At 39.2% G+C, this 13,209-nt stretch carries 13 protein-coding genes; 9 read left to right on the top strand and 4 right to left on the bottom strand.

Annotated features, from left to right (window positions below):
* The 5 genes from H5157_RS11285 to ung are packed head-to-tail and all read left to right on the top strand — an operon-like array spanning position 1 to position 4,605.
* Positions 1 to 1,005, top strand: a complete 1,005-nt coding sequence (locus H5157_RS11285) for an iron ABC transporter permease (RefSeq protein WP_165724264.1) — start codon at positions 1 to 3, stop codon at positions 1,003 to 1,005.
* 4 nt (positions 1,006 to 1,009) lie between these two features.
* A complete protein-coding gene (locus H5157_RS11280) occupies positions 1,010 to 2,494 on the top strand; it encodes a cobyric acid synthase (protein WP_182724700.1) in 1,485 nt (494 codons plus the stop codon).
* Complete coding sequence (gene cobO, locus H5157_RS11275) at positions 2,487 to 3,086, top strand: cob(I)yrinic acid a,c-diamide adenosyltransferase (protein WP_182724699.1); 600 nt, start codon at positions 2,487 to 2,489, stop codon at positions 3,084 to 3,086. The genes H5157_RS11280 and cobO overlap by 8 nt, the downstream gene beginning before the upstream one ends.
* The gene (locus tag H5157_RS11270; RefSeq protein WP_182724698.1) at positions 3,086 to 3,946 is read left to right on the top strand and encodes a cobalamin-binding protein; all 861 of its coding nucleotides are present in this window, start codon (positions 3,086 to 3,088) and stop codon (positions 3,944 to 3,946) included. The genes cobO and H5157_RS11270 overlap by 1 nt, the downstream gene beginning before the upstream one ends.
* Positions 3,943 to 4,605 carry a uracil-DNA glycosylase gene (gene ung / locus H5157_RS11265; RefSeq protein WP_182724697.1) on the top strand — a complete coding sequence of 221 codons (663 nt, stop codon included), beginning with the start codon at positions 3,943 to 3,945 and terminating at the stop codon, positions 4,603 to 4,605. Before H5157_RS11270 ends, ung begins: the two co-directional genes overlap by 4 nt.
* An 87-nt stretch (positions 4,606 to 4,692) precedes the next feature.
* Here ung and H5157_RS11260 read toward each other — a convergent pair whose 3' ends face one another.
* On the bottom strand, positions 4,693 to 4,881 hold the full coding sequence (locus H5157_RS11260) for a DUF3545 family protein (RefSeq protein ID WP_002961395.1): 189 nt from the start codon (positions 4,879 to 4,881) through the stop codon (positions 4,693 to 4,695).
* A 213-nt stretch (positions 4,882 to 5,094) separates the two neighbouring features.
* Entirely contained in the window at positions 5,095 to 6,045 is a 951-nt protein-coding gene (gene tal / locus H5157_RS11255; protein ID WP_002961397.1) for a transaldolase, read from the bottom strand.
* A 225-nt stretch (positions 6,046 to 6,270) separates the two neighbouring features.
* On the opposite strand from tal, the gene yaaA reads away from it, so the two are divergent.
* Together yaaA and H5157_RS11245 are read left to right on the top strand one after the other, a co-directional pair.
* Positions 6,271 to 7,050, top strand: a complete 780-nt coding sequence (gene yaaA, locus H5157_RS11250; protein WP_002961399.1) for a peroxide stress protein YaaA — start codon at positions 6,271 to 6,273, stop codon at positions 7,048 to 7,050.
* A 120-nt stretch (positions 7,051 to 7,170) separates the two neighbouring features.
* Positions 7,171 to 8,127 (top strand): mechanosensitive ion channel family protein, encoded by a 957-nt coding sequence (locus H5157_RS11245; protein ID WP_024596180.1) that lies wholly within the window; start codon positions 7,171 to 7,173, stop codon positions 8,125 to 8,127.
* A gap of 571 nt (positions 8,128 to 8,698) precedes the next feature.
* Here the strand turns inward: H5157_RS11245 and H5157_RS11240 are convergent.
* Both H5157_RS11240 and srmB read right to left on the bottom strand, forming a co-directional pair.
* Positions 8,699 to 9,019, bottom strand: coding sequence for a BON domain-containing protein (locus tag H5157_RS11240; protein WP_002961403.1), 321 nt, complete (start codon positions 9,017 to 9,019; stop codon positions 8,699 to 8,701).
* Between the two features lie 273 nt (positions 9,020 to 9,292).
* A complete protein-coding gene (gene srmB / locus H5157_RS11235) occupies positions 9,293 to 10,519 on the bottom strand; it encodes an ATP-dependent RNA helicase SrmB (protein ID WP_002961405.1) in 1,227 nt (408 codons plus the stop codon).
* A gap of 75 nt (positions 10,520 to 10,594) precedes the next feature.
* On the opposite strand from srmB, the gene H5157_RS11230 reads away from it, so the two are divergent.
* A complete protein-coding gene (locus H5157_RS11230; protein ID WP_182711814.1) occupies positions 10,595 to 11,293 on the top strand; it encodes a tRNA1(Val) (adenine(37)-N6)-methyltransferase in 699 nt (232 codons plus the stop codon).
* A gap of 61 nt (positions 11,294 to 11,354) precedes the next feature.
* Positions 11,355 to 13,064: a DUF4153 domain-containing protein gene (locus tag H5157_RS11225; RefSeq protein WP_182724696.1), complete on the top strand. Its 1,710-nt coding sequence runs from the start codon at positions 11,355 to 11,357 to the stop codon at positions 13,062 to 13,064.
* The last annotated feature ends 145 nt before the right edge of the window (positions 13,065 to 13,209 follow it).

The raw sequence follows: 13,209 nt of genomic DNA, 5'->3' as shown, positions 1-13,209 counted from the left end.
ATGAGCGCAGTTAATACTCGCCAATCACTTGCGCTATTTATCAGTGCTGCAGCTGCTTTATTTAGCTTATTTGCAGCACTTAGTTTTGGCGCAGCAGAGACCTCACTTCAAGATGTATTTAATAGCTTTTTACTCTCAAATGATGCGTCTTTTAATTCGCGTATTATTTTTGAACTAAGAATGCCACGCACATTACTCGCCTTTTTAGCCGGTTCTGGCTTAGCAATTGCGGGGCTTATTTTACAAACGGTAACGCGTAACCCTTTAGCCGATCCTTACTTATTTGGTATATCGTCGGGTGCCTCATTTGGCGTGGTGTTACTTATGGCATTAGCAGGTATTAGCGCAGGTTTTATGTTATCGGCAGCAGCGTTATTAGGTAGCTTACTCGCTATGAGTTTATTAATACTTATTGCAGGTAGGCAGCAAAGTGCACAGGTAGAATCAATGTTATTAGCTGGTGTTGCTCTGTCGTTTTTATTTAGTGCATTTACCAGCTTGCTGCTTTATTGGAGCGACCCTCAGGCGGTAGCCGCTATTTTATTTTGGACACTGGGCAGCTTTTCGCGTGCGCAGTGGGCTACGCTTTGGTTGCCTTTATTGGTAATTACATTGTGTACGTTTGTAATGCTGAGCTTTAGAAGGCAGCTAAATGCTATGTTACTGGGCGATGAAAGCGCAATTACATTAGGTGTGAGGGTTCAGCGCTTTAGAATACTTATGCTGGTTTTAAGCTCATTAATTACCGCTGTGCTGGTGGCTATGTGTGGTGGTATTGGGTTTGTAGGATTAATGGTGCCGCATATTGTGCGCTTTTTTATATCCCAAGGCACCATCGCTGGCTTACTGGTAACCAGCTTGGTGGGCGGTACATTTATGGTGTGGGTTGATGTACTTTCGCGCTCATTGCTGAAAAACCAAGAACTGCCCGTTGGTGTTATTACTGCAGCTATTGGTAGCGTGTTCTTTTTGAGTTTATTGTTTTTTAGAAAGCGAAGGGTGTAATTCCATGAAAACCTTAATGGTGCAAGGCACTACATCAGATGCTGGTAAAAGCACTTTAGTTGCTGCCCTTTGCAGGGTGTTTTCTAAGCGTGGGGTAAAGATTGCGCCTTTTAAACCACAAAATATGGCACTCAATAGCGCAGTAACAAAAGATGGCGGCGAAATTGGTCGTGCGCAAGCTTTGCAAGCAATAGCAGCTAAAGTAGAGCCAGAAATAGACTTTAATCCTATTTTACTTAAACCTAATAGCGATACTGGTGCACAAGTGATTATTCACGGAAGAGCCATTAGTAATATGGAAGCGGGCAAATATCACGACTATAAAAAAGCGGCGATGGATGCAGTAATTACCTCACATAACCGCTTAGCTAAACGCTTTGATTTACTCCTCGTTGAAGGGGCAGGTAGCCCTGCTGAAATAAACCTGCGTGAAAACGATATTGCCAATATGGGTTACGCCGAAGAGGTAGATTGCCCAGTAATTATAATTGCTGATATTGATAAAGGTGGTGTGTTTGCACATTTGGTAGGTACGCTTGCGTTGTTAAGCGAGTCAGAACAGGCGCGCGTAAAAGGCTTTGTTATAAACCGCTTTAGAGGCGATATAGGTTTGCTGCAAGGCGGGCTTGATTGGCTTGAAGAATACACAAACAAACCCGTACTTGGCGTATTACCTTATTTACACGACCTTGCGCTTGATGCCGAGGACGCCGTCGCAATTGATAATAACGTAACCAACGCCTCAATTAATATTGCAGTGCTGCTTGTTCCCCACATTAGTAACCACACCGATTTTGACGCACTGCGTTTGCACCCAAACATTAATATAAATTACGTGCGCCATACGCAAACGATCCCAGACGTTGATCTGATAATTCTTCCAGGCAGTAAAAACGTGCTGGGCGATTTAACCTTTTTGAAAAATGAAGGCTGGGACACTCAAATTAAACGCCACTTACGCTATGGTGGCAAAGTACTTGGCATTTGTGGCGGCATGCAAATGCTGGGCAATACGCTCAACGATCCCGAGGGTATTGAGTCATCATTAAAGCAAGTAAATGGGCTTGCTCTGTGCGATTTTGAAACCACGCTAACAACACAAAAAGTATTAACTAAAATAACCGCTACACTGCTTTTAAATAACCAATCAACACCCTGTAGTGGTTACGAAATACATGCAGGGATTAGCCAAGGTGCAGCGCTTAATAAGCCATTTTTAACCTTTGATGAAAGCCACCCACATGGCTTTACGTTTGATGGCTTTATTAGCGATGATAACGCCATTGCGGGCACTTATTTACATGGCTTATTTGATGAAGCCGATGCTACATCGCAAATTTTAAAATGGGTAAAACCAAGCGCCTCAATTAACCCAATTAGTATTGCCGCTCACCGCGAGCAGCAGTTAGAACTATTAGCAACCATGTGCGAAACGCATTTAAACATACAGCAAATTATCTCGATTTATGAAGGGCACAATAATGACTGAACAAAACAACGATAAGCATAAGCAGCGCCAACAAAAAGTAAAAGAACAAGTGGATGCACGTGTTGCGGCAGCGCAAGATGTAAAAGGTATTTTTCAGGTAATCACCGGTAATGGTAAAGGTAAATCAACCTCAGGCTTTGGCGTTGTAGCACGCTGCGTTGGACATGGTAAAAAAGCAGCCGTTTGCCAATATATTAAAGGTACGTGGGAATGTGGCGAGCGTAATTTATTACAAGGTGCAGGTGTTGAGTTTGTTGTAATGAACACCGGTTTTACTTGGGATACGCAAAATAAAGAAGCCGATACTGCAGCCGCGCAGGCAACATGGCAAGAGTCAAAACGCATGCTTGCTGATAGCAGTATTGATTTAGTATTACTCGATGAGCTTACGTATATGGTGACTTACGGCTATGTTGATTTAGATGAAGTAGTAACAGCCCTTAATAACCGCCCGCTAATGCAGTCAGTTATTATCACAGGGCGTGCAGCACACCGCACTTTAACTGACCTTGCCGACACAGTAAGTGAAGTGCGTAATGTAAAACACGCATTCGACTCAGGCATAAAAGCGCTTGAAGGGTTTGATTACTAATGTTTAAAGCGTTTTTTATTGGGCTGCTGCTTTTTAGTGTATCGGGCAGTGCACTTGCAGAGCAGGCTAATGATTCTAAAAAGCTGCGAATAATCGCGCTTGCACCGCACATTGTCGAAAACCTATTTGCCATAGGGGCGGGCGATAATATTGTGGGCACAGTTGATTACGCCGACTACCCAAGTGAAGCCCAAAGTATTGAGCGCATAGGGGGTTATTACGGCATCTCGCTTGAAAAAGTATTGGCGCTTAAACCCGACTTAGTTATTGCGTGGAAAAGCGGAAATCAAAGCGAAGATTTAGCCCAAATAGAGCGTTTAGGTATAAAAGTGTATTTGAGTAACCCCGTCACAATCGCTGGTGTAGCCGACGAGTTACTTACTTTTGGTGAATTTACAGGGAATATTGAGCAAAGCCAGCAAGCGGCAAATGCATTTACACAAAAACTAAACGCGATTATTAAAAGCCAGCAAGATAAAAAAAATATTACCGGATTTTATCAGTTATGGGCTGAGCCTATGATGACGGTAGGTAAAAACACATGGATAAATCAGCTGATTGAAACATGCCATGTAAGCAATGTATTTGCACAGAGCGTTACAGATTACCCGCAAATTAGTATCGAAAATGTTATTGTTACTAAGCCACAAGTTATTATTATCCCTGATGAAAAATCAAAAACACCACAGCCGGTTGTTAATTGGCAAAAGTGGCCAGAAGTACCAGCAGTTAAAAATGATCAATTTATTAGCGTAAATGCCGATTTATTACATCGTTTTACCCCGCGCATGCTAGATGGACTCGCGGATATGTGTGTTAAAATAGACGCATCACGTAAACAGATTAAGAGTACGCAATGAGCAATTGGGCTACATTTTTAGAAAGTGAATTACAGCAACCTTACATGCAGCAAACGTTAGAGTATGTGGCTAATCGCCGCAATGAAGGTGTTGCTGTTTACCCGCCTGAAGCTCAAGTATTTAGTGCTTTTGATGCCACCGCACTTAATGACATCCGCGTCGTAATTTTAGGACAAGACCCATACCACGGGGAAGGGCAAGCGCATGGCTTGTGTTTTTCGGTATTGCCTGATGTAAAAAAACTGCCACCGTCGCTTAAAAATATGTACAAAGAGTTAGCTGTCGATATCAGCGGGTTTATTATTCCTGAGCATGGTTACCTGCAAAGCTGGGCAGATCAGGGCGTGTTTTTACTCAATACAGTATTGACCGTTGAGCAAGGGCAAGCGCATTCACATAAGCATTTAGGATGGGAGCTATTTACCGATAATGTAATTGCCCATATTAATAAGCACTGCGAAGGTGTGGTATTTATTTTATGGGGGGCACATGCACAAAAAAAAGGTAAAGGCATAGATAGCGCTCGCCATCATGTTTTAAAAGGGCCGCACCCATCGCCACTTTCGGCGCATAGAGGCTTTTTTGGCTGTCAGCATTTCTCACAAACGAATGAGTTATTGCAAGCCCAAAAAGATAAGCCAATTAACTGGCAAATCTAATTTATTCCAAAGAACTCAAATTGTTTAAACCATTAAAAAAGGCTTCCAGATTCTGGAAGCCTTTTTGTTTAGTTGGGGCGTATTGAATTAAAAATCGAGCTCATCAATTGCAATACTGTCTGTAAAGTAGTCTAGTTCTTGTAGTTCTTTACGTAGGCGCTGTTTGTCTTTTATTGCTTCTATTTCACGCCATTTTCTTTTTTTATTTTTTTGAGAGGTTTTTCTTGTTGTATCTGGTCCTTCTAATATCTCTAATATATCGTTTAGGCTATCCATGAACTTCTCCTATTGATTTTATTTACCTCAAGAATACCTATACCACAGGCCTAGTTAAAATAGAATAAAAAAGTGACAGTTATGTTACATAAGTGTGATTAATTGATGAAGGTTTATACGAAGATTATATGAAGGTTAAATAGAGAAGTAGCCAATTTTAGGCATAAAAAAACGCCGCTATTGCGACGTTTTCTAAAACACGATTATAGCAAATTACATTGCTTTAAAACGCGCTTCTAGTTGTTCTTGTGCATCAGCAAAAGAGCGAATACCTTCAGCCAGTTTTTCAGTAGCCATAGCATCTTGGTTATGTAACCAACGGAACTGCGCTTCTGTAAGTGGCTCTGGTTTTGGCTCTTTAGGAATATCTGTTTCTAGCAAGTATTCCTGTGCGCCTTCAAGGTTACCTAAATCTTCTAAAAGATTAGGGCTAATAGTTAGCTTGTCGCAACCAGTAAGAGCAATAATTTCGCCTGTATTACGGAAACTTGCACCCATCACAACTGTTTTGTAATCATGGCGTTTGTAAAATTCAAAAATGCTGCGTACAGACTGAACACCTGGATCTTGTAGCGGATCGGTTGGTTTTTCCATACCGTTAGCAACATGCCAATCTAAAATACGACCAACAAATGGCGAAATTAGAAATACGTTTGCATCGGCACATGCGCGAGCTTGGGCATCGCTAAATAGTAAAGTAAGGTTACATTTAGTACCTTCTTTTTCTAGCTGCTCAGCGGCTTTAATGCCTTCCCACGTAGACGCTACTTTGATTAAAATTTTATCTTTGCTTACACCTTCTTTTTCGTAAAGGCTAAGTAGAGTATGTGCTTTATCAATAGTCGCTTGCGTATTAAACGAAAGGCGTGCATCTACTTCAGTAGAAATATAACCAGGTACAATCTCACTAATTTCTTTACCAAGTAACACGGCAAAGTAATCACATGCTAGTTCAAGCTGTTTAGCTGGCTCTTGCTCGGTTTCTTTTGCATAGCTCCAAGCTTTATCTAGGTAAGGCTTATATGCTTCAATCTCGCTCGCTTTTAATAAAAGCGACGGGTTTGTAGTTGCATCTTCTGGTTGATGCTTTTTAATAGCTTCAATATCACCAGTGTCGGCTACGATAGATGAATGTTGTTTTAGCCTTTGTAGAGCTGAAGTCATTTGCTTTCCTCATTCCAAGCAAGTTAAAAGAAAAATCTAATCACTCTTAATATATACAATCCATACTGCAACAGTGTGACAATGCTTGATAGGTCTTATGTCCTTATCAATAGAAAAACGGCAATGCATGGGTTATTAAGAGAGGATTTATTTAAACAAAACGTGCTTTTCGTTTCATTTAATGTTGAAATTGACACTAAATAAATTACAAGTCAATAGCTAACTATGATCACTGTTATTTCACCTGCAAAAAATCTTGATTACGAAACGCCACCCGCAACAGACAAGTTCACTCAGCCTGAATTACTAGAGCACAGCGAAGAGCTCATGAAAGTATGCCGTGAACTAACACCAGCGCAAATTGGCAGTTTAATGAAAATTAGCGATAAGCTATCTGGGCTTAACGCAGCACGCTTTAGTGAGTGGGCACAGCCGTTTACACAAAGTAATGCTAAACAAGCAGTGCTTGCCTTTAATGGCGATGTATACGGCGGTTTAGATGCAAGCACGCTTAAAGCTAGCGAGCTTGATTACGCACAAAACCATTTGCGTATTCTCTCGGGTTTATACGGCTTATTAAAACCACTTGATTTAATGCAAGCTTACCGTCTTGAAATGGGCACCAAGCTTGAAAACTCGCGTGGCAAAAACTTATACGAGTTTTGGGGCAGCGTAATAGCGAACAAACTAAACGACGTATTAAAAGCACAAGACGCGCAATACTTAGTTAACCTTGCTTCAAACGAGTACTTTAAAGCGGTAGATAAAAAAGCATTAAATGCACAAATTATTACCCCACACTTTAAAGACTGTAAAAACGGTCAATATAAGGTAATTAGCTTTTACGCTAAAAAAGCACGCGGCATGATGGCGCGCTACATTATCGAAAATAAAGTAACGCAATTAAGTCAGCTTAAAGAGTTTACTGTGGCGGGTTATTACTTTAGCCCTGAGGCAACAGTTAAAGAGCTTGAGCCGGTATTTATGCGTGACGAACAAAATTAGGTCATAAGCTTAAATAAACAATTGAAAAGCCATGCATTGCATGGCTTTTTTGATACTGGCGTTATATTTGCAACTATATCTAATATTAATGAGATTATTAATTAAATAGGTGCAAACAAAATGATCAGTATTCCGTCAGTTGGCGAAGCCGAAAAACTAATAGAGGAAAAGCTCGGAGGGTGGTTTGATGTTGTTATCAGCCATATCCCTAATTTTATAGTGGCAATTGTAATTGCCATAGTATTTTCAATATTGGCGCGCTTTGCTGGCAAGCTGATGAAAAACGTGTTGCGCCGCTCTCTCGATTCAACGCAAATTGCCGACTTAATGGCGTCAATATTTAAAGTTATTGTGTTGTGCATAGGTTTATTTATAGCGCTCGATTTTGTTGGCTTAAAAGGCACTGTTACTTCGCTACTTGCTGGTGCGGGTATTGTGGGTTTAGCCATTGGTTTTGCGTTTCAAGACATGACCGAAAACCTAATTGCAGGTATAGCAATGGGTGTACGTAAGCCATTTAAAACAGGTGATGTAATAGAAACCGATGATGTGTTTGGTTCGGTGCATTCTATAAACCTACGTAACACGCTAATAGAGAGCTTTTACGGGCAACTAATACTTGTACCAAACAAAGTCTTATTTAGAAATGTACTAAAAAATTACACCACGCTAGGTATAAGACGTATAGAAGTACCCGTAGGTATTTCGTATGGCGACGACATAGAAAAAGCAAAAGACGTTATAGTCGATAAAATTAACGAATTTGACTTTGTAATACGTAAAGACGAAACCGCTGTATACGCTGAAGGTTTTGGCGACAGCAGCATTAACTTACTGGTGTGGTTTTGGATTAAATACCCAGGCGAGCCTGACTTTATGACGGTACGCCACAAAGGTGTTGTTGCCGTTAAGCAAGCATTAGACGAAGCTGATATTAGTATTCCTTTCCCAATTCGTACTTTAGATTTTGGTATTAAAGGCGGTGAGAAACTCGATGCCATGATAAGCGATAAAATAAGCCAGCAGTCATCCAATAAAGACAGTAGCGACGGTGCTGACTCTAGCCAAAGTGAGTAATTTAGTTAAAACTCATTAGGCAAAAGCATTGGGAAATAGTTACTTACCAACAGCGCAATTTTACAGAGTAAAATTGCGCTTTTTTATAAATGGATTATTAGCTAAAAGTTTAAATACCTAGTTTTGTGTTTATTGAATATCAATTCTAATTAGTTGCGTTTGGTCATGGGAGTATTAACAAGTAAAAGTAGTGTTTACCTAACGATTTTTTTACTGCCTTTGCTGCACACTCTGAAATAACGCCCTCATCTATTTCAATAACTAAATCATCCTTTTTAAGCCCGTTAGGTCGGCTAAAGAATCTGTGTAAGCTTTTTCAGTATCAATTGGGTTAACTTAAGGGTTAAAAGAGCAAAGACAAACACGCTAGCATCAATTCTAAATTTATCTTCATAAGTATAAGTGTGAGCTATCGTTTTAAGGGGAGGAATAATCGTATTGCTTAGGCTTTATTTTATCTCTTTTACAGCAGCAAAATTTGCCTTAAACTGAATATAAAAAAGCGCAGCTTGTGTTGGAGTAACAAGCCGCGCTTATGAATTAGTTATACAAATAGGTTTTGTGGTGCGTATTAAATAACGCTAATTTTGTTACGAATGATTTTAACCCCATCTATATTTTCTAAAAACTTTTGAGCTAGTGCGCGCTGAAAACCAGTTTGTGCTTCACCGTATAAATCTACTTCACCATTTTTTACCTGCACACGAATATCACTTAACGCCAGGTTAGGGTTAGTTCGTAGGGTGTTGGTGATAGTTTGTTGTAGGTTAGGTTGAGTGGCTACACTGCTTACTACGGCCATATTGGTTGCTGCACTTACCTTTGTAGCGCAAGCTAATAAAAATAAACAACAAAATGATACTAAAGCGATAGTTAACTTGAAGCGGTTCATAACTTAATCCTTACATTACGGTGAATAGTGCAGCCACAAAATGGAAATTCCATCGGCTAGGTTATCTTTGTAGTTACAATTTCGGTGCCAATATTAACGCTATGAAATATAAGATAATTTTATTAAGTGGAAATTAAGGTGGGCAAAAATTACATTTAAATGAGTATGAGTTACATGCTTGGGTTACATATGTAACAGGTACAAACAGCAGAGCCTGTAAGGCTTGCATTAAAAAAGCCGACAAAAGTCGGCTTAGAATAAAAATATGTTAGGTTACTTTTTCTTTTTAACCTTGGCCTTTTTCTTGGCTTTCATTTTTACTGGATCTTTACGCTTTTTAGCCGGCGGCTTAGCTTCTTTATGCTGTGGCTCAACACCTTTAATTACACGGCGTTTTAGTTTTTGTTCAACGTAGCGCTCTACTTTATACAAAATACCAATGTCATGTGCTTCAACTAACGATATTGCAATCCCTTTTTTACCAGCACGGCCAGTACGACCAATACGGTGTACGTATACGTCGGCAGTGCGCGGCATATCAAAGTTAATAACGTGGCTAATGTCAGATACGTCAATACCACGTGCGGCTACATCGGTCGCAATTAAGATACGTGTTTTGCCACTGTGAAAGTTTTCCATGGCTTTCATACGTTTGTCTTGTGGCATTTCGCCGCGTAACCAAGCTGCTTTAACGCCGTTATTGGTTAGCTCGCCAATCAGTGTTTCTAAACGCTCACGGGTTTTAACAAACACAATTGCTTTAGTCACGTCTGGACCATTTAAGGTATTTACTAAAAGCTCTAGTTTATGATGATAGTCATCGGCTAAATGTACCCACTGGTGAATTTTAGCTTTTTCTTTACGTGACGATTCAGCTTCAAGCAGTGCAGGGTCGTTTAATGTTTTTTCAGCAAACCTTTCTACGCTGTCACCTTCGAGTGTTGCTGAGAATAAAAAACATTGGCGACGATTTTTAGCTTCGTCACAAATACGGCTCATTTCTTTTTTGAAACCCATGTCTAACATGCGATCTGCTTCATCGATAATAAGCATTTCTACGTGTTCAGCATGAAAGTTTTCGGTTTCTAGGTATTCCATTAATCGACCTGGTGTGGCGATTAAAATATCGTTATTTTTTTCGAAAATTTCTTTATGCGTGCCGTAGTTAATACCGCCTGTTACTACACCAATTTTTAGGTGTGTGCGTTTAGCTAACAGTTCACATTGTTCATGAATTTGATAAGCCAACTCACGAGTCGGGGTCATAACGAGGACGCGCGCAAAACCAGGATCACGACGTGGGAAATCCAGTAAGTACTGAATAGCCGGAATTAAAAATGCCGCTGTTTTACCTGTACCAGTAGGCGCAGATGCTAAAATATCGCGCCCCTGTAGTGCTTCAGGAATAGCTTGTTGTTGAATGCTGGTTGGCGTCTCGTAGCCCATTTTATTAATGGCATCGAGTAGCTTGTTATCAAGATCAAATTCAGAAAATTGCATAGAGTGTCTAAAATAAGGGACAATTACCCTGATTATACGCGCTATGCTGCGCTTGGTGAATGAAAAGGTGAAAAAATGTCTGGTTTTGTATTTAAACAATTTAAAGTTGAACACGACCACTGTGCAATGAAAGTTTCTACCGATGGCATTTTGCTTGGCGCATGGGCTAATTTAAGCGGTGCAAAGTCATTACTTGATATAGGCACTGGCACCGGCTTACTAGCATTAATGTGTAAGCAGCGCAGTAATGAGCTTGATATAACTGCGGTAGAAATTGACAAAAGCGCCTATACCCAAGCATTACAAAATGTAGCTAATAGTCCGTGGCCAACAATAAGTATTAAGCACCAAACTATTCAAAGCTTTAGTAGCGAAGTTAAGTTTGATGTTGTTATCTCTAATCCACCGTATTTTAATCACAGTTTAAAAGGCGATAATGCTGCGCGTAATACCGCACGCCATACCGACGGCTTAAGTTTTGAAGAGTTAATAAATGCGTTTAAACGTTTAAGCCATAGCCGCTCTCGCTTTAGCTTAATACTCCCAAGCGTTGAAGGTGCATTATTTATTGAGCTTGCTACTCAAAATGGGCTTTATTTAAATACTCATTGCCAAGTAAAAGCCACGCCCAATAAAGATATTAGCCGCAGTTTAATGGCATTTAGCTACGTAAAAAGCGATTTAGAAACGTCAATTCTGTGTATTAGAAACTTAGATAATACCTACACCGCTGATTATATAGCCCTATGCAAAGCATTTTATTTGAAAATGTAAAGCAATTGTAAAATAGGAACGAATAACGCAAACTGACTAAAACCTATTGTTGAGAACAGATATGGATAGTCAGTTACCAAAATCTTTTATAATTATACTTGCCGTATTACAGGCTATTGCTCTTACCCTTTTGTATAGCAGTATAGAAAATAATGTGTGGCCAGCAACAAGCCCTACATTGTTAGTCTCACTTATTACATTTTCTATGAGCTTTCCTTTATTAATGCTAATGACCGTTAATAAAAATAATATAAAAACGTCGTTGCTTTTAATCCTTCCTTTTTCCTTGTTGTTATCTTTATTGGGGGCGTATGTTGGCTTTCAGCAAGAGCCTCAAGAGTACGTAAGTAATAACACTTTAATGTCAGTTTTTATTTTTACTAGTTTAATAGCTGGCTTTAAAGGCCTTATGTACATACAACAATTTGGTAGCTCAGAAAATGTTAGTTACAGTCGTTTATTTAAGCTCTCTTGGCGTAATTTTATAATATTTGGAGAATGCTGGCTGTTTGTACTTATTTTTTGGGGAATTCTAAATTTAGGTGCGGCTTTATTTGATATTTTAGATATAGAATTTTTCTCTGAGCTACTAAGAAATGAATGGTTTTGGATCCCAACCTTAACGCTCGCATTTGCCTTTGCGAGTGTCATATTTAGAAAGCTTTTGAACATTGAAGATAATATTGCTTTTTTACTACAAACTTTAATTAAGTTTTTATTGCCTGTTTTATCAGTTATTTCTCTCGGTTTTTTAGCAACACTTCCTTTTACCGGACTCAATAAATTATGGGAGACCGGAAGTGGCAGTTTATTAGTAATGTGGCTGCAGGTGCTCACGTTGTTTTTTGTTAACACTGTTTATAAAGATGACTCATCAGTTCGCCCTTATCACATGCTCTTGCACCGACTCGTTTTTATAAGCGTTGCGTTACTTCCAGTTTATAGTGTTATTTCTGCCTATGGAATTTACTTACGGGTAGAGCAGCATGGGCTAACAGTAGATCGTTGTTGGGGCATTTTAATTTGGTTTTTATTGGCGTGTTTTTCGTTTAGTTATCTTGTTGGAATTATAACAAAGCGAGACAATTGGCTAGAGCCGCTTAGCAAAATAAATATTGTGATGGGGTGGGTGGTGCTCGTTAGTATGCTTGCTGTTAACTCCCCTTTATTAAATTTTCAAAGCTTATCTACAAACAGCCAAATAGCGCGTTTAGATGCAGATAAAGTAACAATAGAAAAGTTTGACTATTACTATTTTGAGCACAGCTTAGGTCGCCAAGGTTATTTAGCTATGCAGTTATTAAAACAGAAAATTGAAACGAGTCACCCAGAGCAATACGCTATCATCGATAGGATGTATGTAAATAATGAGTTTGCTTTAACGCTTGAACACACAGTCGATGATTTTATTGAGCGCAGTGTATTTTGGCCATCACAAGTGCTAATACCTCAAGGTTTAATAGAGGCAGTATTTTCTGAACAACATTTTTACGATCGTAACTCTTTAAAAGAACATACTTACTATTTCATTGGCATGGATTTAAACAAAGATGATGAACTCGATTTTATAGTGATTGACGAAAGTAATGAAAATATATCCGCATATTTCTGGTTATTCGACATGGGTAAGTGGCGCTCAAAGTATATGAATGTCGAAAATCCTGAAGAGATTAGATACCTTAAAAGCATGATTGATAATAACGAATTATCTTTAGTTGAGCCTGAATATTCAAATCTAAAAATAGGGGATGTTGTTTTTAAAGTAAGGTAATACGTTGCTTTGTTTTTTATGCTACAGATCCTTAAACCTAAACTAATGATTATTAGTTTAGGTTTGTTGTTATTTTAGGTGGGGCGCTTTGGTAGTGTGTTTATAAATCACCTGTTATGATTAAGTCATTAGTTACTTGATTTAA

It is taken from the genome of Pseudoalteromonas sp. SG43-3, from assembly GCF_014164385.1.
GTDB lineage: Bacteria > Pseudomonadota > Gammaproteobacteria > Enterobacterales > Alteromonadaceae > Pseudoalteromonas > Pseudoalteromonas distincta.
Note: the sequence above shows the minus strand (reverse complement) of the source record. Positions and strands in the feature narration are given on the sequence as shown.